The sequence below is a fragment of the Metallosphaera javensis (ex Sakai et al. 2022) genome (assembly GCA_021654415.1).
GTDB lineage: Archaea > Thermoproteota > Thermoprotei_A > Sulfolobales > Sulfolobaceae > Metallosphaera > Metallosphaera javensis.
This window is the reverse complement of the sequence record AP024487.1, coordinates 1798079-1822104: the sequence shown is the minus strand read 5'-3', so window position 1 is coordinate 1822104 and position 24026 is coordinate 1798079. Positions and strand designations below refer to the sequence as shown.

Annotated in this window: 19 protein-coding genes and 1 pseudogene; 12 read left to right on the top strand and 8 right to left on the bottom strand. The window is 43.8% G+C overall.

All coding sequences use genetic code 11. The features are described 5' to 3' along the window. Positions 1–63: 63 nt before the first annotated feature. Together QVC96_RS10250 and QVC96_RS10245 are read right to left on the bottom strand one after the other, a co-directional pair. Positions 64–1467 (bottom strand): MFS transporter, encoded by a 1404-nt coding sequence (locus tag QVC96_RS10250; RefSeq protein WP_287689171.1) that lies wholly within the window; start codon positions 1465–1467, stop codon positions 64–66. Positions 1468–1654: 187 nt separating this feature from the next. Continuing rightward, entirely contained in the window at positions 1655–2302 is a 648-nt protein-coding gene (locus tag QVC96_RS10245) for a helix-turn-helix domain-containing protein (RefSeq protein ID WP_238026294.1), read from the bottom strand. A gap of 204 nt (positions 2303–2506) precedes the next feature. On the opposite strand from QVC96_RS10245, the gene QVC96_RS10240 reads away from it, so the two are divergent. Both QVC96_RS10240 and QVC96_RS10235 read left to right on the top strand, forming a co-directional pair. After that, a complete protein-coding gene (locus QVC96_RS10240) occupies positions 2507–3886 on the top strand; it encodes a 4-hydroxyphenylacetate 3-hydroxylase N-terminal domain-containing protein (protein WP_238026292.1) in 1380 nt (459 codons plus the stop codon). 69 nt (positions 3887–3955) lie between these two features. Next, positions 3956–5131, top strand: coding sequence for a metal-dependent hydrolase family protein (locus QVC96_RS10235; RefSeq protein WP_287689170.1), 1176 nt, complete (start codon positions 3956–3958; stop codon positions 5129–5131). Positions 5132–5234: 103 nt separating this feature from the next. On the opposite strand, the gene QVC96_RS10230 is transcribed toward QVC96_RS10235, so the two are convergent. From QVC96_RS10230 to QVC96_RS10220, 3 genes are read right to left on the bottom strand one after another with little or no spacing between them, the layout of a single operon-like run. Next, on the bottom strand, positions 5235–6416 hold the full coding sequence (locus tag QVC96_RS10230; RefSeq protein WP_425597997.1) for an acyl-CoA dehydrogenase family protein: 1182 nt from the start codon (positions 6414–6416) through the stop codon (positions 5235–5237). Continuing rightward, on the bottom strand, positions 6413–7873 hold the full coding sequence (locus QVC96_RS10225; protein ID WP_287689169.1) for an acetyl-CoA hydrolase/transferase C-terminal domain-containing protein: 1461 nt from the start codon (positions 7871–7873) through the stop codon (positions 6413–6415). The genes QVC96_RS10230 and QVC96_RS10225 overlap by 4 nt, the downstream gene beginning before the upstream one ends. Continuing rightward, on the bottom strand, positions 7861–8898 hold the full coding sequence (locus QVC96_RS10220) for a MaoC family dehydratase (RefSeq protein ID WP_287689168.1): 1038 nt from the start codon (positions 8896–8898) through the stop codon (positions 7861–7863). Before QVC96_RS10220 ends, QVC96_RS10225 begins: the two co-directional genes overlap by 13 nt. Positions 8899–9488: 590 nt before the next feature. On the opposite strand from QVC96_RS10220, the gene araD reads away from it, so the two are divergent. Beyond that, complete coding sequence (gene araD, locus QVC96_RS10215; RefSeq protein WP_287689167.1) at positions 9489–10607, top strand: arabinonate dehydratase; 1119 nt, start codon at positions 9489–9491, stop codon at positions 10605–10607. Between the two features lie 115 nt (positions 10608–10722). On the opposite strand, the gene glcS (QVC96_RS10210) is transcribed toward araD, so the two are convergent. Beyond that, positions 10723–12384 carry a glucose ABC transporter substrate-binding protein GlcS gene (gene glcS, locus QVC96_RS10210; RefSeq protein WP_287689166.1) on the bottom strand — a complete coding sequence of 554 codons (1662 nt, stop codon included), beginning with the start codon at positions 12382–12384 and terminating at the stop codon, positions 10723–10725. Positions 12385–12811: 427 nt separating this feature from the next. Here glcS (QVC96_RS10210) and glcT point away from each other — a divergent pair, with 427 nt between their 5' ends. The 9 genes from glcT to QVC96_RS10165 all read left to right on the top strand — a co-directional run bounded on the left by glcT (position 12812) and on the right by QVC96_RS10165 (position 22707). Then, positions 12812–13669 (top strand): glucose ABC transporter permease GlcT, encoded by an 858-nt coding sequence (gene glcT / locus QVC96_RS10205; RefSeq protein ID WP_287689165.1) that lies wholly within the window; start codon positions 12812–12814, stop codon positions 13667–13669. After that, complete coding sequence (gene glcU, locus QVC96_RS10200; protein ID WP_287689164.1) at positions 13666–14517, top strand: glucose ABC transporter permease GlcU; 852 nt, start codon at positions 13666–13668, stop codon at positions 14515–14517. The genes glcT and glcU overlap by 4 nt, the downstream gene beginning before the upstream one ends. A gap of 2 nt (positions 14518–14519) precedes the next feature. Further along, positions 14520–15596 (top strand): glucose ABC transporter ATP-binding protein GlcV, encoded by a 1077-nt coding sequence (gene glcV / locus QVC96_RS10195; protein WP_287689163.1) that lies wholly within the window; start codon positions 14520–14522, stop codon positions 15594–15596. A 471-nt stretch (positions 15597–16067) separates the two neighbouring features. Next, positions 16068–17168 (top strand): glucose 1-dehydrogenase, encoded by a 1101-nt coding sequence (locus tag QVC96_RS10190; RefSeq protein WP_287689162.1) that lies wholly within the window; start codon positions 16068–16070, stop codon positions 17166–17168. Between the two features lie 221 nt (positions 17169–17389). After that, positions 17390–19000 carry a glucose ABC transporter substrate-binding protein GlcS gene (gene glcS / locus QVC96_RS10185; RefSeq protein WP_287689161.1) on the top strand — a complete coding sequence of 537 codons (1611 nt, stop codon included), beginning with the start codon at positions 17390–17392 and terminating at the stop codon, positions 18998–19000. A 556-nt stretch (positions 19001–19556) separates the two neighbouring features. After that, complete coding sequence (locus QVC96_RS10180; RefSeq protein ID WP_238026287.1) at positions 19557–19793, top strand: antitoxin; 237 nt, start codon at positions 19557–19559, stop codon at positions 19791–19793. Next, the gene (locus QVC96_RS10175) at positions 19777–20181 is read left to right on the top strand and encodes a type II toxin-antitoxin system VapC family toxin (protein ID WP_238026286.1); all 405 of its coding nucleotides are present in this window, start codon (positions 19777–19779) and stop codon (positions 20179–20181) included. Before QVC96_RS10180 ends, QVC96_RS10175 begins: the two co-directional genes overlap by 17 nt. A 496-nt stretch (positions 20182–20677) precedes the next feature. Beyond that, positions 20678–21712: a thiamine pyrophosphate-dependent dehydrogenase E1 component subunit alpha gene (locus QVC96_RS10170; protein WP_425597996.1), complete on the top strand. Its 1035-nt coding sequence runs from the start codon at positions 20678–20680 to the stop codon at positions 21710–21712. Beyond that, positions 21709–22707, top strand: a complete 999-nt coding sequence (locus QVC96_RS10165; RefSeq protein ID WP_287689159.1) for an alpha-ketoacid dehydrogenase subunit beta — start codon at positions 21709–21711, stop codon at positions 22705–22707. The genes QVC96_RS10170 and QVC96_RS10165 overlap by 4 nt, the downstream gene beginning before the upstream one ends. Positions 22708–22741: 34 nt before the next feature. Here the strand turns inward: QVC96_RS10165 and QVC96_RS10160 are convergent, their stop codons facing one another. Both QVC96_RS10160 and QVC96_RS10155 read right to left on the bottom strand, forming a co-directional pair. Then, on the bottom strand, positions 22742–22984 hold the full coding sequence (locus tag QVC96_RS10160) for a hypothetical protein (RefSeq protein WP_287689158.1): 243 nt from the start codon (positions 22982–22984) through the stop codon (positions 22742–22744). Continuing rightward, positions 22981–23757, bottom strand: a pseudogene (locus QVC96_RS10155) (sulfurtransferase); the annotation flags it as partial. The pseudogene QVC96_RS10155 and the gene QVC96_RS10160, both read right to left, overlap by 4 nt. Positions 23758–24026 lie beyond the last annotated feature (269 nt).

Below are 24026 nucleotides of genomic sequence, written 5' to 3'. Positions count from 1 at the left end.
CTAATATTTTCTACTCAAGACAATGGTTACAAAAAAGGTTGTTTTAGTAAGATCTGTTAAGAACTACCCATGAGCGTCGGTAGCCTCATTAATTTCCTCCAGCCTCACCTTTATTGTTTTAGGTAACGTAAACACCGTGAGTATGGCCATTACAATGGCAGGTATCCATGGTAGAGTCCAAGCACCCACATTACCCAGAAGAGGGATTAGAGGAAATATTGCGAGCAATCCAATGGCGCCTCCCGCATGACCTACTCCATCAGCTATGGCATATCCCGTGGCTCTGGCGCTCGTTGGGAAGTTCTCACTGCATAGCAGATAATAGATATTGTACCATCCCACGCCCACTAGCTCAGCTATGAAAGCGCCTATAAAGAATGTGGGAATGCTTCTTGCGACGCCTCCAATGGCCATGATGGCTGTACCAATAGTGTACACTACGACTCCAAATACTGTCATGTACCTCCTGTCGAATCTATCTATGATGAACCTTAACAGTATGGCCCCTAGGAAAGCCCCTATTCCGGCCAATCCGAAATAGAACACAGCTGATGAGAACAGGGAACCGCTGTAACCTAGGATGTCCTTAACCCAGGTCTCTGGGAGAACTAGGAAGGGGTAATCCATGAAGTATATCCAGAACATCAGAAGGAAGAGCACTATGAGCCTCTTGAGATATTTGGGTTTAGCTAGAGTCTTGAATGGGTTTTCCTTGGGAACATTATAGGTTTTCATGTTGGGTTCGGGTAGCTGGCTAACTCCAGCTCTCTTCATGGAAGTGGATTCCATACTTGTGACAAGGTTATCGACCTCGTTGAACTTCCCCTTTACGGCAAGGAACCTGACTGTCTCAGGAGCATATGCCCTTATTGCCAGCGCCAAAGCTGCAAGAATACCGCCCACCACGAATACTATTCTCCATCCTATGCTGGGTATGGAGGTTACTATTAGTGCAGCTATGAACGGTCCAATCCCTATTCCCGCCCAGCCACCTATGAAGGCGAGATTTGTGTATTGACCCCTCTTGGAGGCGGGAGACATTTCAGCCATGTATGTCATCACTAGCACTAGGTCAGCTCCTATGGCCATGCCAGTAATAAATCTGAACCCCGCAAGCATTGGATAATTTACTGAGAAGGCATCCCCGAAGCTTCCCAGTGCCGTGAGAAGGGCCGTGAATATTAGGGTGGGTCTCCTTCCAACTAGATCTGCCATATATGAGAAAATTGGTGCTCCCACGACGTAACCCCACAGTCCCAATGAAGCGATGAGGGAGGCCTGGCCTGCAGTTATCACAAAGGGTATATAGGGAAGGGCGAATCCCACGTTTATGACGTCGTACAATGTTATAAAAAAGGAAAACCCCATAGCCCATATTAGAGCGTATGATAGGCCCCATGTGGGAAGCCTATCTACCCTAGCTATATACCAGTCTGGTGACTGTTTTAAATTAGAGCTATCTGCCATTATGGTTTAATTTGCTCATGAAATATATAAACTTTTATCGTTGATCAATATTTTAGAAATAAAGTAGATTCTATGATTTTAGAAATGACGTGAGTTCAGCCTCATTGAAACTACCTTTCTGACGAAATAGCTACGTCATTTTTATCATGTATAGTGGCAGTCCAGACCTTAGAAAATTACGTGGTTTTTACCATGTTCTGGGCAGGTACTTCCACCTTTTTAGAAGCTGAGTAATTCCGCGGATTACCTTTCTTTCTCCGCTCTTTAAAGTGTATGCAACCATGTTCACCGATTTTCCAGTGGCCTTGGCAATATCCCTTAAGTTTGACTCCTTGGGAATGTTAAAATATCCCATATCGATCGCAGCTGAGAGGACCTCAACCTCTTCCTCACTTAACTCCAATCCCTCATAGTCCTGTATTTCTACCTCGTTCACCCTTGACGCTTCCCTGAGATCATGCAGGATTTCGCTTATCTGGTACTCATACGCCAAGAAACTCCAGACCTCGTTACCGTAAACGACAGTAGGTTCCAGGACCATAACGTTCTTAGTATCCAACATGGAGAAAATGGAATTCCTATAATCCAGAGTCATATCAACGAGAACCCTCTCACTATCAAGATAACTCACGTTAGAGATCGTGTTTATTCGTGTTGACCTGTCCAAACGCTTTATGACCCTAAAGCTATCCAACTTGCCCACAACGAGGTCTCTCACCATGTTTCCGTTACTGTGATGAGCAATTACCTGAACCTTGCTGTCCAAGAAGCTCGTCCAGCATCCCTCATGTAACAGGTCCACTGTGACAAGTTTAAGGGGATATTTGGAATACATGGTACTACTTGTTCATTCATAGATTTAAACTTTAAACTTAATTTATTATCTATTTGTGAGTTACTTAAGGTGATAGAGTAAAAACTGGATAAGCTATCGCCTAGAAGTGGTAGTTAAGGCAATGTGACGTGTTGAAGGGTCTGGTACGACTTTAGCTTTGTTCTCGGTTGAAAAGTTATTAATCATTATATCACATGATAGTATATGAGAACTAAGGAAGAGTTCGTGAAGGGTTTAAGGGATAGGAGAAAGGTTTTCTACAGGGGCGGATTGATAGATGTCACGGAGCATCCAGTAATCAAGGTGGCAGTTTCCCATGCCTCCAAGCTCTTTGAGTACAGGGAAAGGGTAGGTGAGGATAACTCAAGTAAGTTCTTTCGTGTTCCGAGAGATAGCCAAGACCTTATGGAGAGGCACAGGCTAATTTACGGTCTCACCATGTATTGCAACGGGATATTCAACATATCTCAAGCCATAGGGAGTGATGCCCTCTTCGCACTCTTGATCACCTCAAGGAAAGTGGATAAGGAAAGGGGAACAGATTACACAAGAAGAGTGGAGAATTACCTGGCTTACGTTAAGGAAAGGGACCTCACCCTCGCCACAGCGCAGACAGACGTGAAGGGGGACAGGTCCAAGAGACCCAAGGAACAGGAGGATCCGGACATGTACCTGAGGATAACGGAGGTGAGAAGTGATGGGATAGTGGTGAAGGGGGCCAAGGCTCACACAACACAGGCTGCAGTTTCAGATGAGATAGTCGTGATCCCCACCAGGGCCATGAGGGATAACGAGAAGGAATACGCCGTTGCCTTCGCTGTCCCCGCGGAGACTGAGGGACTCAGAATGTACGTGAGGCCCATAGATGAGCTGGAGGGGAACTCCTCTGCGGTGGTTTCCCGGCAGGATTACGAACTGGAGACCCTGACTGTGTTCGATAACGTTTTCGTGCCGTGGGATAGGGTATTCCTGTTCCAGGAGAGCAAGTTCGCTGGACAGCTGGCAACGCTTTTCGCCACCTTTCACAGGTTCACTGCCCTCTCCTACAGGGTTGCAACAGCTAACCTATTCCTGGGAGCAGCCAGGCTGGCGTCATACGTGAACGGGATTCAGAACGAAAAACAGGTGAGGGACGATATGGTGGACATTATCATGTACAAGGAGGTTATGAGGGCAACTGCACTGTCGGCTGCCCTCTCTCCCTTGATTGATGAGAGTGTGGCAATTCCCAATCCAACCTTCACAAACGTGGGGAAACTGTATTCTAACGCCCACTTCCACGACGTGGTGAGGGATCTCATAGATATTTCAGGAGGGATAATAGCGACCATGCCCTCCGAGGAGGACCTGAAGGGTGAGGGAGGGGAGGAAATCCTCAAGTATCTGAGAGGGGCAGTGGACGGGAAGGAGAGAACCCAGGTGTTGAAGATGGCCAAGGAGCTGGGCTCCAGTCATCTCACCGGGTATCTCCTGACTCTAATGGTCCACGCTGAAGGTTCCATGGAGGCCAGCAAGATAGAGTTGTATAGGGGATATGACTTCTCGGATTCAGAGAAACTGGTTAGATCACTCCTAAAGAGCTGAACCAAGGATTTCCGTAAGGCGTCAAGTCCTCCCTAAAACGATTTAAATGGCGCTTGTCTCATTTTCACCATGCTAAAACTTGCCGGAAAAATTTTCGATGGGACAAGGGTAATCGAGAGAGGAATGGTCGTGGTGGAGGGGAATCAGATAGTGGAAGTGGAGGAGGGAGTTGAGGAAGGTGATGCAATTCACGGATTCATTATGCCAGGAATGATAGATGCGCACCTTCACTTCTTTGGAGTACATGAGGACAATGTGTTATCGTGGAACTTGGTGAATGAGATCGACGTAGCCATTAGAAGCACGAGGGATATGGAGACTCTTTTGAGGGCAGGGTTCACCACGGTCAGGGATCTGGGAAGCAAGGTAGCAACCAGGCTATCAAGACTGGAGGCGTCGGGGGAGATAATTGGACCTAGGGTGATTGCCTCAGGATATTCCCTGGCTATCACGGGGGGAGATGACGATCCCAAGGACTTACCGTTGGACGTTGCCCAGAGGCTTTCCTACTCCTTCTACTGTGATTCCCCTTACGAGTGTAGGAAGGCGGTGAGGCTTGCGGTGAGGCAGGGGGCAACTGTGATCAAGGTATACGCGTCGGGTGCATTCTCCCAGGGCGGGAAGATACTTCCAGGTCTGGGACCAGACGAACTTAAGTCAATTGTGGAGGAGTCTCACAGGTTCGGATTGAGGGTTGCCTCTCATGCCTACGGTAGGGAGGCAATCCTTAACTCCGTGGAGGCTGGGGTGGATACTATTGAGCACGGTCTGGGACTGGATGAGGAGACAGCATCCCTCATGAAGGAGAGGGGCACCTGTTATATTCCCACCCTGGCAACTTACGAGATTCCCTTTCACGTGTCTAATCCTGAAGTGAGAAGATATAGGGAGGAGGCTGTCTCGAGGCATATGAAGGAGGATGTTAAGCTGGCTAGATCAGCGGGACTGAAGATCGCAACTGGGACGGACTACGTGGGCTCAGATTCCAGGCCTCACGGGAGAAATTACAGGGAGGCGGTTCTCCTTTCACAGTTCTTGAGTAATCACGAGGTTCTCGCGTCAACTACCTCGATAGCTGGGGAGTGCCTTGGACTTAGGGTGGGTAAAATAGAGAGAGGCTATCTCGCAGACCTGGTAGTGCTGAAGGCCGACCCGACGCAGAACGTGGAAAACCTTTCTCCCGAGAACGTGATCCACGTGGTGAGGAATGGTAAAATATACAGGGGAGCTGGGTTAGGAGTGTAGACCTTTACGTGATGTAGAATCTGAACTACGCCTTGTCGGGGGGTCTTTTGTATGGACAATGTCTTGATCCTCCACAGAGACTCTCCATCCACTCCTTGACCCCCTAGAAAGACCTAGGCAACTTGAGAACGTTATGGGCCAGATCCGCGAGAATTAAGTTTCTGGACACCGGTGCAACCAGAAAGAGCCTGGTTTCCCTCAATTTCCTCTCTATCCCCAAATCCTTGGAGTATCCGAGACCCCCAAACACGTCCATTGCAACGTTACCTAAATACCACGCCACCTCACTCGCCTTGTATTTGGCTATGTTGGCATAGGTTCCCACAACTCTGTTATCGGATCCCGAATCGTAGAGTTCACCGGCGTGTCGCAGGAGTAGCGCAGAGGAAATCAGTTCCGCAAATCCCTGAGCTAGGGGGAATTGAACGCCCTGATTTTGTCCAATGGGTTTATCAAAGACTTGCCTCGTCCTAGCGTATTCTGTGGCCTTCTCCAGGAAATATTCCGCGTTACCGATCATCTCCGAAGCTATCATAATTCTCTCCGCATTGAGACAGGAGAGGAGACAGTAAAACCCTTCATCTACGTTCCCTATGACGTTACTCGCTGGCACCTCCACATTCTCTATATAGAGTTCATAGGCGTCCGTATTGGCCATGGTTCTAATCCTTTTCATCTCTATCCTCCCTCTCAAGTCCCTCATGTCCACGAGAAACATGGTTATTCCATGGGCCTTTCTCTCCCTGTTGAAGGGCTTCGTCCTAGCGACCAATATTATGAAGTCCGTCTTATCCGCCCTCGATATGAAGATCTTATGTCCATTGATCACGTAATGATCTCCAATCCTCTTCGCAGAGGTCTTTAACTTAGTGGTGTCGGAGCCCACCTCAGGTTCAGTCAGGGCCAGGCTGAGAACCTTGAGGTTACCCCTCACGATCTCGGGGAAATATCTAGTTTTCATGGACTCCTGGGCGCACTTATTGAGGAGGACTGTGTTATAGTATTGACCGTGGACGAAATAAGCGTTACCTCCCAGGAGGTTTATTTCCCTGAGTATAAGGGAGGCATCAAGAACACCCATTCCGCCACCCCCATATTCCCTAGGAAAAAGGATGTGTCCAAATCCCAGTTCCATGAACTCATTAAAGAATGACGACGGAAATTCCTCGCGAACGTCCAGTTCGCTCCAGTATTTCTCGGGATACTTACCCATCAGTTCCCTGAGCGAACTCAGGATCAGTGACGTGTCCTCATTTATGCCCAGGAGAGATGAAACCTCGTTTATAGGGCATCACCGAACAGCTCATAAGCGAGCCCGGGATCGTGACCTTCGTGGCCGATCTCCTTGACCCTCTCCAAGTATCTAAGGAGGGAATCCTTGAAGCTGGGGTGAGCGCATCTCTCCACTATTTCCTTTGCCCTCTCAATAGGTGCCTTACCCCTCAAATCAGCATATCCCTGTTCCGTGACCACTACGTCAACGTAATGCTCGGGTATATCCACATGAGTTGTCATGGGAACTATCCTGGAGATCTTCCCATCTCCTGTGGTCGAGGGCAGGGCAATCACCGTAATGTAAGCGTTAGGGGCAAAGTCCACTGATCCGCCAACTCCATTGTATATTTTTCCGTGAATATGTGATATGTTGGCATTTCCGTAAACGTCTACGTTTATGGCCTGAAGGATGGACACTAGGTTTAGCCTCTGAATGACCTCAGGATTATTGGTAACGTTCTGCCCCCTAAGTACCACGTTCTTAAAGTCCCTGGTTTCATAGAATTCATGAAGGTATTTCTCGTCCCCGTGAAGGGCAAAAAGGGCTGAGGAGCTAACATGTTTGGCGTAATCCCCAGCATGCAGGGCCCACTTGACAGGTAAAGTTTCAGCCCACACGTCAACTCTCAACCCAAACTGAGATAGCCTTTCCTCCAGCTTACTGGAGAGGGATCCCGCACCCGGTTGAAGAATTAGATCTCCCCTCTCATAAAGTTCCCTGGAAAATCCCTTCTTAATCTCTTGGGAAAGGAATTGCAGGATATTGTCCGAGATCTTCGTCTCAGCGTCTCCCGGAGACTTGTAGGCGCCTGGCGAACTATCATTCTCCTCTGTGAGCAGAATGGCCACTATCTTAGAGGAAGGTATTCTCAGCTTGATGTCTCCTATCCTTTGCCAGACTCTTCTCAAGGGAATGGGAGAATCTTCCATGTATACGTCATGAAGTCCGTCCAGTCTAGGTTTGCTCTCGTTTATCTCCACTATAACTCTCTTTGCCATCCTCACAAAGGAGAGGGAGGAATCCAGCGACAGTGAGGGTATCACAGAGCAATCCTCAAGGATTGCTGTTCCCTCAATTACCGCTATATCCACTTCTCCTAGTCCTCCAGTTCGAATCATTCTGTTGAACTTATACAGGCCATAATCGAAAAATTGGAGGATATTCGAGTTGGCCATGTTCCTGTGCTCCCCACCGCTCAGGAAGGGGTATCTCCTGTGAAAGATCCTGGCAATCCTCGAGACTGACCTCTCGAACTCCTCTGAGGTTGCTCCTCCCGTAAGAAGGGTTAACGAGTATCCTTGATCCTCCTCCAGAAGTTTCGCCATAGCCCTCGGAAATTCCTTGGGAACGGAAGATCCTGACATGCCTCCGAAGGCGATCACTCCCTTTCTGGGAAGGAATCTTTTCACCGTGTCCATGGGATCAGAAACGAGTTCTCTAAGTTCGCTACACCCTATCCTTTCCATATTTTCACCCATGGTGAGTACTCCCTTCTGAAAACCTCTATTTCCCTGATAAAGCTGGAAACCTCAACTGAGAAGTTGTTCTTGTACACGGTACTCCTTACCGTGACTTTCCCTTTCTCCTTGTCAGGTTTCACGTCCAGAACCTCACTTATAACGTGAAGTGTATCGCCGTCAAAGACTGGAGCCTTCAACTTCAGTTCCTTTATTCCCAGATCTGCGGAGATGTTCGCCCCAAGCTCGAAGGAGGAAATTCCGGATGCGACTCCCACTATGAATGGTCCCTGTACCACTGTCTTTCCGTAATCGTGATATCTCATGTACTCCTCATCAAGATGAAGGGTCGCGGTATTCATGGATAAGACGGTGCTCAGGATATTGTCGTACTGCGTTACGGTCCTACCTAACCTGTGAATCACCCTTTCTCCAGGAGTGAAGTCTTCGAGGTATCTTCCCTCCCAGCCGGGATGAGATAGCTTCCTTTCCTCAGTGTTCAACGTTACCCTTTCCCCACTCTGCTGACTGGAGTTAGCCATCTCTCCTCTCCCCTCAAGGAACCTGATCCAAGGGGAGGTAGACCTCTTATAGATCAGATTGTTCCTCTTTATCTCGTAAACGTCCTCTCCCCTTTGATTGTATACCCTATGAATCCAGCTCACAACGCCCACGTTGGGCCTCTTGGTCTCCCTCTTTCCCACAACCTCTGTCTCCACGCACAGGGTATCTCCCGGAAAAACGGGTCTCCTCAAATTCTCGTAATCTATGCCAAGAAACGCGAGGGTATTCACGCTTGTGTCTCTGGTCGCTAGACCTATCACCACTGAATGAACAAGCCGAGGATTTAGCACAATCCTGCCAAGTTCCGTTAGAGAGGCGTAAACGGCATCTAGGTAGAGAGGAGTGTAATCTAGGGTGAGGGTTGACCACAGCACATTATCCCACTGTTCCAGCGTTCTGCATGGCCTATGCCTTATTATCTGACCTAGGTCAAAGTCCTCAAAGAAAGGGCCAAATGCCCCAAATACCACTGAATCACCCTATTTTATTTTGAAAATAAGGTTAAAAAGTGTACTCTCTAACAATAGTTTGATCGTTGATTAGCATGGGTTTATACTGATCAGAAAATTGAACTTACCTTTAAATTTTACAGGAGAACCTTAAGCATAAGGAGTATATACTATTATTTATTTCGTGTTTTTTTAGAAAAGCGGTAAGTATTAATACAGACCTAATTTAATAAAGAGAAACAATAGTCAGTTGAATGGCCTATAATTAGTAATATCCATATTAGACTTTGGGTATTATGTATTTAGGATCATAATATATTATTTGCTCATAAAGCCAGTTCAGACAATTAATTTTTAGTAATATCTATAACAAAATGATAACCGTACAATTGATAACTCTCGTTAGACTTAAAAGTATCTAAAATATGATATCTAAATCAGTATATTGCTTCTCTGATATATATTCCTGGTTATAAAGTAAAAGTAACGGGAGAAATAGATAAAATTGAGTAGATTTTGTTATATCCTAAATAATATCGTTTTCCTAATATATTCAGAGCCACACATTCATATAAGTTGTCTTTTTATAAGAGGAGAATCAACTTTGTTTAATGATAAGCGATATTAAAACCTACAAACTCTGTTACGAGTGCATCAGTGACGAAAAGGATGCCTTGGCCATAAAGGGCTTAGCCGAACACCCGATGGAAATTCTCGTCACAGAAGTACAAACTAAGGATGGATATGTTGGGTATGGCGAGTCATTGGCCTATGGATGTTCAGATGCTGTTCAAACTACAGTTGAGAAGATATTGAAGCCTATCTTATTGAAGGAAGATGAGGAACTTATACAACACCTATGGGACAAGATGTATAAGGCTACCCTAAGGTTTGGACGACGTGGGATAGTCATAGCAGGAATTGGTGGAGTCGATATAGCGCTTTGGGATATCATGGGTAAGAAGGCGAAGAAACCCATCTATAAACTCCTTGGAGGCTCCAAAAGGAAAATCCAGGCATATATAACTGGAGGTTATTACTCGGATAAAAAGGATATGGAGAAATTAAGGGATGAGGAGGCTTACTATGTTAGAATGGGGTTCAAGGGAGTAAAGGTCAAGATTGGAGCGAGAAGTATGGAGGAGGACTTGGAGAGGTTAAAGGTCATAAAAGAAGTGATAGGGGATAAGGTAAGAATGGCAGTGGACGCAAATAACGTTTTCACCTTTGAGGAAGCTTTGGAAATGGGAAAGAATTTAGAGAAACTTGGTGTATGGTTTTTTGAGGAGCCAATCCAGACCGATTATCTGGATCTAAGTGCTAAGCTGGCACAGGAGCTGGATATACCCATAGCGGGGTATGAGACTGCCTTTACCAGATGGGAGTTTTACGAGATAATGAGGAGGGGTGCAGTTGATATAGTCCAGACTGATGCCATGTGGACTGGTGGGATATCTGAAATGATGAAGATTGGTGATATGGCCAGCATCATGGGATATTCTTTGATCCCTCATTATTCTGCGGGAGGAATATCATTAATTGCAAATCTACATGTGGCAGCTGCACTGGGTCTGGAATGGATTGAAATGCATCTGAGAAAGAATGATCTCAGGGACAAGATATTCAGGGAAGGTATACCTATCGAAGATGGTTATTTAGTGGTTCCAGATTCTCCTGGACTTGGCCTAACCATCAATGATGAAGTATTTGAGAGATATAAGTGTAAATAATTTTGGTAATCAAAAATAAATCGTAATAAGTTTATAATGATCAGTATTATCATAGACCAAATTTTATCTTATAAAATAAGAATCTAAAAATAAAAAAGAAATTTAATTTTTTCACTTATTTCAGTAGAGGTCTTGAAAGAATTCTTCCCCTTGAGGAAAGGAATAATCCTGCATCCAAAACAAGTAGCAAAGGCAATATTAATACCAGAGCGCTGTTATTGCTGGTTTGTTGCGATGATAGGTCCAGTCCATATGCGGAGGGATTAGTTACCCATGGTGGGTAATAATCTGCAAATGGATGATTCGGAAATCCTAAGTATCCTAAGCCTAATTTTGCTGCAGATAGCCATTCCTGTTCCTCCTCATGCATTGCACTAACTAGAGTGGAGTTCCAGGCAGATAAACCTGGAGTTCCAACTTCCTGTAACGTTAGCACTCCTGAAATTAACTGAGCATATACGTCATCAAATGTACCTCCATCGGAAAGTTGATATACAAAGTTCTGTTCTGAAGTATTCAACAATTGCTGATAATCATACCACTGGGCTGGAGTATTGAAATAGTCCGTGGCGTTCTTGTAATAGGTAACTGCTTTCCACTTCGTCCATATTTCTTGGCCTTGATACGACGACCAGTAATGAGCCAACTTAAGAGCGTCCTGTTCTTGAGGTCCAGTGGGGATACCTATGGAGTCTATAACCAAGGCATAATAGTGTTGTGTACCTGGGAACGGAGTTTCGATAAGGGTTACGTTAGGACTATTAATATATTGAGGTAGCGGAGGATAGCTTGTAGTATTGAGAAAGTCATAGGCATAATTGGTCAGCCAGTTCCCATTAGCCTGAAATGCAACTTTTCCTTGTACTAACAACGTTAATCCTTGAGTCCACGTCATTGATTGCCATCCAGGATAATCGTAGCTTGTGAAGTTTAAGAACCAATAGTCCGTCTCATTTATTAGTTTTTGCACTGTAGCGTTGTTGAAATTAATGGTACCGTAAACCATCTCGTTATATAGATGGGGTCCAGCCAAATACAGGAATATGTCTTCCCATAGGTTTAGCTGATCCCATCCACCATCTCCTCCAGGAACCATCCATGGATGAATTCCATGATTGGCCAGTTGAACTGTGTCATATACCAGAGTACTGAAATTATATGGAAATGGTAAGTTGTACTCCCTCAATAACTGGCTATTCACCCATAGCAGTGCTCCTCTATGTACATTAACAGGTATAGAAAGCAAGGTTCCATCGAATGCTCCCGCCTGCAACACTGCATATACAGCATTATTCATCAAACCCCATTTGACTGCATATGGAGTCATGTTTACGAAGTCGTTCAACCCATTGGGAGCAGATTCTACGTAACTAATCATTTCAGGACCGAAATGCACTTGGAACGATGCCGGCGGTTTTCCTGCTTCGATTAGCGCAAGGATAGCATATTTTGCGTTAGTTCCACCAGCTCCAGGAACTACATTTGGTTCCACCTGAAGTCCCGTTGCACTTTCAAACGCAGGAATCAGATGATTGAGTGCCACCTTCCCCTCCGTAGCCCACCATGTATAGAATACTAACGGCGATGTAGTGACATTAGTAGGCGGAGTCGTCGTGGTTGTGATATTTGTAACTACGGGCGTCGTAGGAGTTGGTTTCCTAGTTAACATAATTGCAGCTACTGCTCCTATTATTATAATTACTACGATTACGCCTACTATTATTCCTATCTGCGTAGAAGAAAGACCTCTAACTATACTATAGGGGTATCTTTTCATAGTCTATCCCCTTTTTTTGAATTCATAATTACGGTTAATAAATCTTTTCATATGTTTCAACTTTCAAATCATTTTGATTAAAATATACAGTTAAGGCAAATAAGAGTTTAAACTAGACTTATACGTCTCAACATTTCTAGGGACTTATACTTTCATCGATGAAATCAACATGAATATCATCGATGCTCTTTTTATATTGCATGTCACTAAAAATAGGTTCGATTTTTATTTAAATACTATAATTATATAATATATACAAATTATCATAACTCATAGATATAAGCGGATATATAAGTTATGTTTATTTTTGGAGCCATACATACACTTAGATACTCTAGTAAAAAGTTTATGAAAGTAGCTATCAAGGGAGATTGATAATCATTAACTTATATATCGCTCCTCATACAAATTAATTTGATGGCATAACATGAAGAAAGGTACTGTTATTCTGGTTGTTCCAACAGCACTTTTTTCAATAATCCTGCTGTATTTAGTGCTATGGAACGCCGGCGTATCTTTCATGAACTGGTCTCTTCTAAATCCTACGCCTTCCCTAGTGGGATTGGAAACGTTCGTATCCGTTGTGCGACAATTTCAATTTTCTAATTCACTAGTGCATTCACTAGAGTTGTCTGTAAGTCTTGTGGCTATAGGTAATATATTAGGAATATTACTGGCATCACTATTATATTTTCTTAAATCTAATGGAGCGAGATCTATATTCATGTCAATAATGATATATCCATTGGCTATTTCAATGGCTGTCAATGGTCTCATTTGGTTATGGCTATACAATATTAACATTGGAATCGACTGGGTGTTAACAAAAATTGGATTGCCACAGTTTCCATGGTTGTCTTCCACATCGACAATGTTCCCCAGTTTAATAGTTGTATCTGTTTGGGCATATACAGGGATAGCCGCACTGTTTTATCTTGCTGGATTTATGAATATAGACAAGGCAGTGGTAGAAGCGGCAAGGTTGGATGGAGCAGGCGCGTTTAAGATAACGTATAAATTATTAGTTCCAAACTCATTTAATTCATTCGTTATATCTACTGCGTTATTATTCTTGTTTTCATTTAGAATATTTAGCCTACCTTTCATACTATCTGGAGGAACAACTAATATATTTCTACAGACATCAGTACTTTATATGTATTATCTATTTACAGTGGAATTTTTCTCTGACGCAACAGCTGTGGCTACAATAATCACTGTCATCGCCACAATAGTCATTATACCCTATGCCTTGATTATGATCAGGAGGTGGATCAGAAGATGAGACCAGTAATAAAGGCATCTTTGCACTACTTAGCTTTAGCTGTGGTAAGCGTATTGTGGCTTATACCAGTTTATGCAATGGTTATAAATGGTTTTAAGAGCGACTTGGAGGTATCGTCTACTCCCGTACTGGTACCGCCAACTCAATTTTCCATCGGAGCTTATGTCTCAGTATTCGGTAGCCTAGCAAAACCACTATTAAATAGCCTGATTATTGTAATTCCTACATCCTTTATAGCAGCTTTTCTAGGCGCGATGGGAGCTTACTTTTTCTACACCCTATCGTATTCCTATAGTAGGTTCTCCTCCACATTGAGTGACGTCCTATTTTCTCTCATTGCCTTGGCCACTTTCATACCGTATCAGGCAACTCTTATACCTTTAACTAGGCTAATAGTGGATATGGGCCTCTTGGACACTTACGCTGGAATTATATTTGCCATGCTTATATTTTATATTCCAACAGGAGCTCTGCTCATGTCCATGTTTATATCAGTCCTGCCTAGGAGTTTAGTTGAGGCAGCGAAAATTGATGGAACAGGTGATCTGAAAATATTTCTTAAAATAGTATTCCCGCTGTCAATGCCCGGCTTTATCTCCACGTTAATTTTTATTATTATTCAGTCCTGGAATAATTTCTTTATTCCCTTAGTATTAGTGACTACTCCTGAAATGAAGTTGATATCGGTTGCGGTGGAAGCATATACGGGAGGTTACGGTACATTATATAACGATACCTTTGCTGCTGCGATGCTGGCAAGTATAATACCCCTGGCAATATTCATATTTTTAGGCAGGTACTTCATAAGAGGGTTGATAGCCCTAGGAGGTGGAGGAAAGGGGGTGTAACCATGGTCAAGGTTGTCGCAAAAAATCTTTCAAAGGTGTTTAAGAAAGGTAAGGTTATTGCACTGGATAACATTAACATTACTATAAACAATGGGGAGAGGTTCGGTATTCTGGGACCCAGCGGTGCAGGAAAAACCACTCTTATGAGAAGTATAGCAGGCCTTGATGTTCCCAGTAGTGGAGAACTATATTTTGACGATAAGCTGGTTGCAGGAAACGGCAAACTTTTCGTTCCACCAGAGGATAGGAGAATAGGAATGGTGTTCCAAACTTGGGCATTGTATCCCAATTTAACCGCGTTCGAAAATATTGCTTTTCCATTAACTAACATGAAAATGAGTAAGGAAGAGATCAGGAAAAAAGTAGAAGAGGTCGCTAAAATTCTTGATATTTCCCATGTACTAAGCCATTACCCAAGGGAACTTTCAGGCGGGCAACAACAAAGAGTTTCCTTAGCTAGGGCCCTGGTGAAGCAACCATCTTTACTTCTCTTGGACGAGCCGTTTAGCAATTTAGATGCTAGAATGAGAGATAGCGCTAGAGCTTTAGTTAGAGAAGTTCAGAACGAGTTGGGGATTACTCTGATCATTGTCAGTCACGACCCTGCGGACATTTTTGCCATAGCAGAAAGGGTAGGTGTACTGGTGAAAGGTAAATTTGCTCAAATTGGTAATCCCGACGAGATTTACAATGATCCTGTATCTGTTGAGGTAGCCAGCCTAATCGGAGAAATAAATGAACTGGAAGGAAAGTTAAGTAATGAGGGAGTCATTGTCAGCAGTTTTAAGTTTCCCCCAGATACCTATAGAAAAGATAATCCTGCTTCTGAGAAAATTATGATAGGAGTGAGACCTGAGAATGTTAAGTTATCTAAGGAGGTCATAAACGACGACTCATGGATTTTTGTGGGTAAGGGTAAGATAAAAGTAGTGGGTTATCAGGGTGGCTTATTTAGAATAACTGTATCTCCTCCTGATTCCGAGGAAGAGATCGTTACTTACACAGATCATAGAACGAATATAGGCGAAGAAATACTTGTTTATGTTAAGAAGCATTCAGTAATGGTATTTAATCAGTAATTTTTGATTTTTTTAGTTATGTTTCTTATAAAAAGAATCCAAGACTGTCTAGTTCATCGATAGGGCCTAGTTCGGTTTGTTTTGTATTTCACGTTAAAGACCCCTCAAATACACAATAATTTGGTACCCCATCGATATATAAGTAGGCATTAGATGCCCACAAATTATAATAGGAGATTAGAGTCTATATGTGCTTAACTAAGGGCATAGCAAGTTAATTTTGGATGACTATCGCTATCATCAATTTTGAAAGACCGTTCCACGAACTAAGGTGACCTAAACTTTAGATTAATCTACGATATTTGGATTATTAAGCATGGAGAGGTTCGTGACCTTTCATCAAAATACATGATCTCCTGAGTCCCTCAAACAATGTTTAGGTTAAGTGCTCTAAATGGGTAACCCTAATATGACGGCTCTATCATAACTTGCTAACAAGACTTATTTTCTTTATACTAATGTGCATTATCAATGAAGGCCATAATTGTTAAACCGCCTGCAGCAGGAGTTCAAATTTCTAATGTCAATGAAAAAGATCTGAGTAATTATGGATATTTAAAGATAAGGACATTATATAGTGGAGTATGTGGAACCGATAGGGAAGTTGTTAACGGGAAATTGATTCTTTCAGAGTTACCTAAGGGAAAGGATTTTCTTGTATTGGGTCACGAGGCGATTGGGAAGGTGGAGGAATCATATGAAGGCTTCTCAGAAGGAGATATGGTGATGCCTGTAAACAGAAGAGGATGTGGAGTTTGTAAAAACTGTTTAGTAGGTAGGTCAGATTTCTGCGAGACTGGGAACTTTCGTGAAGCCGGAATTGTAGGTATGGATGGATTTATGAGGGAACAGTGGTATGACGATCCGAGATATCTTGTAAGAATTCCCAAGTCCCTTGAGGATATAGGGATCCTAGCCCAACCTTTAGCTGATGTGGAAAAATCAGTTGAGGAAATATTTGAGGTTCAAAAAAGAGTTCCCATTTGGAGTTGCGACGACGGTACCCTAAATTGTAGAAAGGTGCTAATTGTCGGTACAGGGCCAATAGGCGTACTATTTTCATTACTATTTAGAACACTTGGAATCAAAGTCTGGATATCCAATAAAAGAGAGCCCAATGAAACAGAACAAATTTTGTTAGAAGAGGCAAGAATAAACTATTATAATTCTGTAAATGATTATGAAGAATTGAGCAGAAAGGTTGGAAAGTTCGACGTTATCATTGAAGCCACAGGTGCAGATGCAGGTCTTATTACAAAAATTCTTCCATTATTGGAGAGAAATGGTGTAGTAGGCCTTTTCGGTTTCCCCGTTTCAGGTTCCGCCACAATTGATTTCAAATCAATTCAGCAAATCGTTCACGCGAACAAGGTATTTTTGGGTTTAGTAAATGGACAAAAGCCTCATTTTCAACTAGCAGTATCACATTTAGCGTCATGGAAAACGCTTTATCCCAAGACATCTAAAAACTTGATAACAGATACGGTAAGTATTGATGAAGAGAAAGAAGTTTTGAAGATACTCAAGGAAAAGAGGCGGGGCGAAATCAAGATGAGGATATCTTGGGATTAAAAGAGAACTATTTTTATTATTTTCATCTATAAATACTAATGACAAGATAATAAAACAATATCTCGGTATGGATACTAGGTTAAATTTTCGTATAGCTAGATCAAAACATTATAGAAGTTTTAATAGAAGAAATTCGGAGTTATTTAGATAACGATATTGTTTTAGCATAGGCTATTTTATCATGGAAATACTTATTAGTGATATAATCTTAGCTATTAAGTATGACGAGAAAAGCTATGTCAACCATGACATGGGTCATAATCGTTGTCGTTGTGGTCTTAATAGTAGTAGGTGCAATATCGGCGGTACTCTTGATACCCCACACTAAACCGACCTCCCCAATCACCACTTCAAATATTTCCACCTCAACTAAGTCTACTACTAACGTTACAACTACCAGTACTATCACTAATCTTGTATTTTATACATGGTGGGCGACAACAGGTAAGGTAGCCCTGAATCATCTCATTCCGGCATTTGAATCATCTTACCCAGGTTATACAGTTACCAAGAATCTAGTCCCGGGGGCTGGAGGTACAAACGCTAAATATGCAATTCTGGCGCTTATTGAGGCCGGTAAACCTCCTTCCCTGTTCCAGAGCTTAGTTGGAGCAAATATGTTAAGTTATGTTGAATCAAGTCCCCAGGGACTAAGCACGTTTATTAATTTGACCCCAGTGGTTCAGAAGGAGGGATTGTTAAATAATGCAATCCTGCCGGTCATGGAAGCATCAGCATATAATGGCACAATGCTAAACGTTCCGGTTAGCGTGCATAGTGGGCTAGTGCTATATTATAACTTGAATTTGCTAAGAGAGTATAACCTTCCTGTTCCTCAGAACTTAAGTGAACTCACTTATGATACTGTCCAGCTAGCCCACCATGGTGTAACTCCTTGGATGGTACCTGGAGCAGATGGTGGGTATGATCAAGAACAGTTATGGTTTGCAATCTTCCTGAGCATTGGCGGACCTAGATTGATGGATGAACTCTTATATGGTACACTTAATTTGAGTAATACGGCTGTCCAAGAGGTATTTAATGAAACCAATTATCTTTTCTTGAACTACACCTCGTATAATTATCCAGGTTGGCAATCCATGACTTGGCCACAAGGCATCACCTTAGTAGATCAAGGTAAGGCTGCATTTGAGGTAGATGTGGATTCAGCAACTAACTACCTTTATGATTTCCTGAACGTTACTACCTATCCGGCAGTGCAACCATATCTTAACTGGAGTAACGTAACTATGGTTGCCCAACCATTTCCAGGAACTCAAAACTACTTCCCTATAGTATCAGACGCGGTTGCAGTACCAATAAGTAATCAACAACAGGCAGCACTTACATTTATCAAGTATTGGATATCCTATCAGGGTCAAGAGGTATGGACCAAATGGAAGGCAGTCACGTATTACAAGAATGGAACAGATTGGTACAATACACCTCAACAATATTGGATGTACCAACACCTGCTAAATACATCTCCTAATAACTTTGTTATAGATCCGCTCTCGCTTTTTGCCGATGTTGATGCCCAGCTTTATTCCGGCTTACTTACATTACAACAAACTGGATCTCCTGCGCTTTCTGCTTGGGAGTCTCAATTCAATTCATCCATGCATGAGGAGTACCTAGAATGGCAAACTGCAGCTAAGTTCGGCTTAGGTTTCCTAGGATTTCAAGGACATCCATTTGGAGGATATTATCCACCCTGGGTTAAGTCTAACTATCCTTCATCATCTACGTCCAGTAATTACTATGAATTAAATCAGACAAGCTACGTGAAACTAGCTATCCTATTGACAGGAGATTCGAAGCTTTGGAGATAAGTAATGAGTAGTATAGATCTTTTTATTACCTAGTCTAATTTTTCTTATATTATATTTGATGTTTATCTAATATACAATTTAAAAGGAAAATCCAGACATATTGTCTTAATGTTTCCATTATTGGAACAAATCTCGTGATATCTTGGTGAAAAGGTAAAAATTTTCCGGACTCCGGAATCGTTCCAATGATGGAAAATTCTCTTGGGTTATGCGTGAGATTCACGTGGCCTCTTTCCCCTTAAAAACTTTATAGTTAGATAATACTCTTTTTGGCTAGTGTCTAACTACCCGCTGGAGTTAGCGATCTATCATCACAAGAGGCAGACGAAGTGTCTATCCAGTTTCCAGGATACGATGAGGAGCGTCACCTTCGCAAACTGATGAGTTGTGTCGCACTGACGAAAGATTGTATGCGGGATAAGTCACTAAGGGAAAATTCGTTAGGGAGAAGTTAATCTTCCTCAATCTCCGGTTATCCAGCATAACCTCATGAAATTAGAAGTTTACATAGAGATAAACTTTAAAAGTTTGCAAGACAAATTATATTCGTGGAAGAATGAGTGAGACCATCTCCGTGAGGATAAGCAGGAGGTTAAAGGAAGATCTTGAAAACCTAAGGATAGACTACGCAGAACTGGTCAGGCAATACCTTGAGGAGGTGGTCAGAAGAGAGAAAAAGAGGCTCATGCTTACAGATGCGGACAGGACCAGGGAAGAGTTAAGGGCAAAGTACGGGTTACTGTCGCCCTCCTCCCATCTTGTGAGGGAGGACAGGGATGAGGATAGTCGTTGATACCTCTGCCCTCGTTTCCGTGTTCCTGCCAGAGAGCGCAAGCGAATGCGTCAGGAATCTGCTGGAGAGATATGACGACCTTCACTTCCTCGATCTCATTTATTACGAATTCCCCAACGTGATGAGGAAAAGAGTGGTACGAGGAGAGATCTCTGCGGAAGATGGAGAGATGGTCGTAACAAAGGGGTTGAACTTCATTTCCAACTTTCCTGTCCATCAGGGAAGGGAACTTGCGCAGGAAGCTTATAGGCTCTCCGTGAAGTATGGGATAACGACGTACGATGCGTCCCTAGTAGCTCTGGCCAACACTCTAGGTGGCGAGGTGTTAACCCTGGATCTAAAGCTGATCTCGGCCCTGAAGGGAGAAAGGTTTGTAAGTTGTTCATAGGACTTTGTTTATCTTTTTTGGAGATGGGGGCAGAGGACTCCATCCATGATAGGGCAGTTCACCTATCATGCATCCGGTTTTTCCCCAGAAGCTTTTCAGCCTAACATTTCTTTCCGCTCAATATATCATTTCTCTTCATATAACCTTGTAACTGGATTGAACCTCTTGTACTAGCTCGGGTTAATTCCGGCTCCAGAAATTTTCCGTTGGTGGAAAATCCTCAATAAGCCCGACTCAATGCCAATACGAACCCTATTAGGGAAGGTGATTGTTGAGAACAAGTTGAATTATTAGATTTATAGAGTAAATTTCAAGAAATTTACAGAGTCTCCCGACACATCTTATTAATGAACACATCCTAGAGTTTAAAGGACTCTGGATATGCTAAAACTCCTGCTCTTCATGGAATACACCCATTGATTAAGTTAACTAAAAATTGAAACATACAAGATAGGAGAATCTTTAAATCTCTTCAATGAAAAGGATAGTGATACACATGTTTCTGAAACCTGAACCTACGGTAAAGGACCTCAAGGGGTTAGTGGAGTCAGCTGGGCTTACCCTAGATCAGTTATTGGAGATGTATTATGAGATGAGTCTCATCCGGGAGTTCGAGGAGGCTATAGGGGCCAAGTACTATGAGGGTAAAAATCCCTTTAACATGGCCTCAGGACCAATAAGGGGTGAGATGCACCTCTCCTCAGGGCAGGAGGCGGTGGCTGTGGGAGTTGGTTCTAATCTGAGGAAAGAGGACGTAGTTGTGAGCACTCACAGGCCCCATCATCACGCCATAGCAAAGGGAACAGACGTCAGAAAGTTAGCGGCAGAAATATTTGGGAAGAGCACGGGACTATGCGGAGGGAAGGGGGGACATATGCACCTCTTTGATAAGGAAGTGAGGTTTTCGTGTAGCGGAATAGTCGGCGCGTCATTTCCCCAGGCTGCGGGAGCAGCCTTCGCCTTCAAGTACAGGGGAGAAGATAATGTTGCTGTGGCCTTCGCCGGGGAGGGAGCAGCGAATCACGGTACCTTTTATGAAACCTTGAACGCTGCGTCACTATGGGAGCTTCCCCTTATACTGGTGGTTGAAGATAATATGTACGCCGACTCCACTCCCAAGAGTATAGCCCTTGCCACGCCCCATCATTTCCAGAGGGCAATGTCCCTGAACATTCCGTCCTATCTTGTGGATGGAATGGACGTCATTGATGTCTATCTTGCCACGAGAAAGGCAGTTCAAAGGGCCAGGAGTGGAGGGGGTCCTTCCCTGATTGAAGCCGTCACCTACAGATTCAGGGGTCATTTCGAGGGAGATGGACAGGAGTACAGGGAAAGGGATGAAGTTGAGATGTGGAGATTAATGGATCCAATTACTCGGTTGGGTAACAGGTTGACCAAGTTGGGAGTAGAGAAGGAGAGACTGGAGGAACGGAGAAAGAAGGCCAAGGAGAAAGTAGATGAGGCCTTAAAGTTCGCCGAGGAAAGTCCCTATCCTGAACCTTCAACCGCTCTAACGGGGGTGTTCAGATGAAGATGAAGGGAATTTCCCAGGCCATAGCTCAAGGAATAGCCCAGGAGATGGAGAGGAGAAATGATATTGTAGTGTTGGGGGAGGATGTTACCTATTGGGGTGCTGTCTTCGGGTTCACCATGGGTCTCTTTGATAAGTTTGGAAGGAAAAGAGTGGTGGACACGCCCATCACGGAGCAGACCTTCATGGGAATGGCAGTGGGAATGGCATCAGTTGGCCTTCACCCCGTGGTATCTCTCATGTTCGTGGACTTCCTAGGGGCGGGATTCGATCAGATGTACAACCATATGGCCAAGAACCACTACATGTCTGGGGGACAGTTTCCCATGCCTGTCACAGTGATAACAGCAGTGGGTGGCGGTTATGGGGACGCAGAACAGCACTCTCAAGTGCTTTACGGACTTTTCGCCCACGTCCCGGGTTTCAAGGTCGTAGTTCCCTCAAATGCCTACGACGCTAAGGGCTTGACCATTAGGGCATTGAGAGATCCTAACCCTGTTGTCATATTCGGACACAAACTCCTCACGGGACTACCATTTCTCCCCTACGAGGGAGAGGAGGATGAAGTGCCGGAAGAGCCATACGAGCTGGAGTTTGGGAGAGCGATAGTGAAGACGGAGGGGAGTGACTTGACCGTTGCATCTGTGGGAGTGATGGTGCATAGGGCCATGAGGGTTGCGGAGAAACTAAGGAAGGAAGGCATCTCCGTCGAAGTGGTGGACCTGAGAACACTGGTACCCCTAGACGAGGAGACGCTCTCCAGGTCGGTAAAGAAGACTGGAAGGTTGCTCATAGTGGACGAGGATTACATGAGCTATGGCATGACTGGTGAGGTAGCGTTCAGGATCCAGTCAAGGGCCTTCAGAGAGCTAAAGGCTCCAATTCAGAGATTGACAGTACCGGACGTGCCGATCCCCTTCAGCGAGCCCTTGGAGAGGGAGGTAATTCCAAGCGAGGCAAAAATAGAGGCCAAAATCAGGGAAATGGTAAGATAGATCGGGACTAGGATAAAAATTTCAATTTTTTTATCTAATTACATGGTTTATAAATGATCAAATTCAAAAAATTATTTTCCCTTTCCCCCTCTTCCACCTTGAAGTCGTGTATTTCAGCCAAATTCCTTAGAGTGAGGACCCAATCGTAATCATTCACCTTTACCTTAATTCCCTCACACTCTCTTAACTCCCTCACTGTGTTTATGATGATCCTTACGGGGTTATTAGCCCCGCATATCTCCTCTCTCCTGAACTCTAGCTCCCTTAATATCTTCAAGGCTCAGTTCCCTTTTTCACCGGTATCCCAACTACGTTGTTCCATTCAGCTGAGGATCCATCGTAAACTCTGACTGCAGGATATCCTAGGAGATACTTCAGCACGAACCAGGTATGAGCCGCCCTCTCCCCTATTCTGCAGTACGTGATTACCTCCTTATCCTTCGGCACATTGGAGTATATTCTGAGAAGTTCATCATAGGGTCTGAACTCTCCTGAATCTGGATTCACCGCTTGAGCCCAGGGTATGTTGATTGCTCCAGGAATGTGACCTCCCACCTGAGTTTGCTCATCTGCGTATTCCGGCGGTGCCTTAATTTCCCCCGTGTACTCCTTGGGAGATCTCACATCAACTAGGGTCACGAACTTTCCAGCCTCCCCCCTGGTCACCTTCTGAAGAACTTCCCACATCAGGACCCTATGACTTCCCCAGTCTACCTTACTAACCTTGTAATCTGTCTTGGGATAACTTGGAACTTCCTTAGACGTGGGAAGACCCAGTTTCGCCCATTTGGTCCTACCTCCGTTAAGCAATCTAACGTCCTGATGCCCATATGCCTTGAACAACCAGAAGGCATATGTTGCGAACCAGTTGTTGTAGTCGCCGTACAAGATAACAGTGCTCTCGTTGGATATCCCCACTCTTCTCATGAGGTCCTCAAACTGTTGGGGAGTAATGAAGTCCCTGATTTCCGGATGCCTTAAATCCTCTCTCCATCTCACTAAGATGGCGTTGGGTATATGCCATGCATCGTAGGCTGTGGTATGGTCGTGAGGGTGTCCGGTATGTATAAAATTCAACTTGTTTATCTATCCTTTTCTATCAAAATAAGTTGAATCAAGTGGCCATCCCGATGCCCCTACAATTCATGGGCGCGAACCATTCATGATCTCCGTTTCTGGAACTTATCGTTCTAACTCTACGAAAGTGCTGAAGAGGTAGATAATTTTTCCATTGAATTTCTAACGCCCTGGATGGCAAATCCAATAGTATTGATATATCATAGTGATATAATTTAAATTTTAGAATTATCTGTTATTCT

What these genes read in the sequence shown, in the direction of transcription:
- QVC96_RS10250 (WP_287689171.1), bottom strand. Translation starts at nt 1,467, where the DNA reads ATGGCAGATAGCTCTAATTTAAAACAGTCACCAGACTGGTATATAGCT.
- QVC96_RS10245 (WP_238026294.1), bottom strand. Translation starts at nt 2,302, where the DNA reads ATGTATTCCAAATATCCCCTTAAACTTGTCACAGTGGACCTGTTACAT.
- QVC96_RS10240 (WP_238026292.1), top strand. Translation starts at nt 2,507, where the DNA reads ATGAGAACTAAGGAAGAGTTCGTGAAGGGTTTAAGGGATAGGAGAAAG.
- QVC96_RS10235 (WP_287689170.1), top strand. Translation starts at nt 3,956, where the DNA reads ATGCTAAAACTTGCCGGAAAAATTTTCGATGGGACAAGGGTAATCGAG.
- QVC96_RS10225 (WP_287689169.1), bottom strand. Translation starts at nt 7,873, where the DNA reads ATGGAAAGGATAGGGTGTAGCGAACTTAGAGAACTCGTTTCTGATCCC.
- araD (WP_287689167.1), top strand. Translation starts at nt 9,489, where the DNA reads ATGATAAGCGATATTAAAACCTACAAACTCTGTTACGAGTGCATCAGT.
- glcS (WP_287689166.1), bottom strand. Translation starts at nt 12,384, where the DNA reads ATGAAAAGATACCCCTATAGTATAGTTAGAGGTCTTTCTTCTACGCAG.
- glcT (WP_287689165.1), top strand. Translation starts at nt 12,812, where the DNA reads ATGAAGAAAGGTACTGTTATTCTGGTTGTTCCAACAGCACTTTTTTCA.
- glcU (WP_287689164.1), top strand. Translation starts at nt 13,666, where the DNA reads ATGAGACCAGTAATAAAGGCATCTTTGCACTACTTAGCTTTAGCTGTG.
- glcV (WP_287689163.1), top strand. Translation starts at nt 14,520, where the DNA reads ATGGTCAAGGTTGTCGCAAAAAATCTTTCAAAGGTGTTTAAGAAAGGT.
- QVC96_RS10190 (WP_287689162.1), top strand. Translation starts at nt 16,068, where the DNA reads ATGAAGGCCATAATTGTTAAACCGCCTGCAGCAGGAGTTCAAATTTCT.
- glcS (WP_287689161.1), top strand. Translation starts at nt 17,390, where the DNA reads ATGACGAGAAAAGCTATGTCAACCATGACATGGGTCATAATCGTTGTC.
- QVC96_RS10180 (WP_238026287.1), top strand. Translation starts at nt 19,557, where the DNA reads ATGAGTGAGACCATCTCCGTGAGGATAAGCAGGAGGTTAAAGGAAGAT.
- QVC96_RS10175 (WP_238026286.1), top strand. Translation starts at nt 19,777, where the DNA reads ATGAGGATAGTCGTTGATACCTCTGCCCTCGTTTCCGTGTTCCTGCCA.
- QVC96_RS10170 (WP_425597996.1), top strand. Translation starts at nt 20,678, where the DNA reads ATGTTTCTGAAACCTGAACCTACGGTAAAGGACCTCAAGGGGTTAGTG.
- QVC96_RS10165 (WP_287689159.1), top strand. Translation starts at nt 21,709, where the DNA reads ATGAAGATGAAGGGAATTTCCCAGGCCATAGCTCAAGGAATAGCCCAG.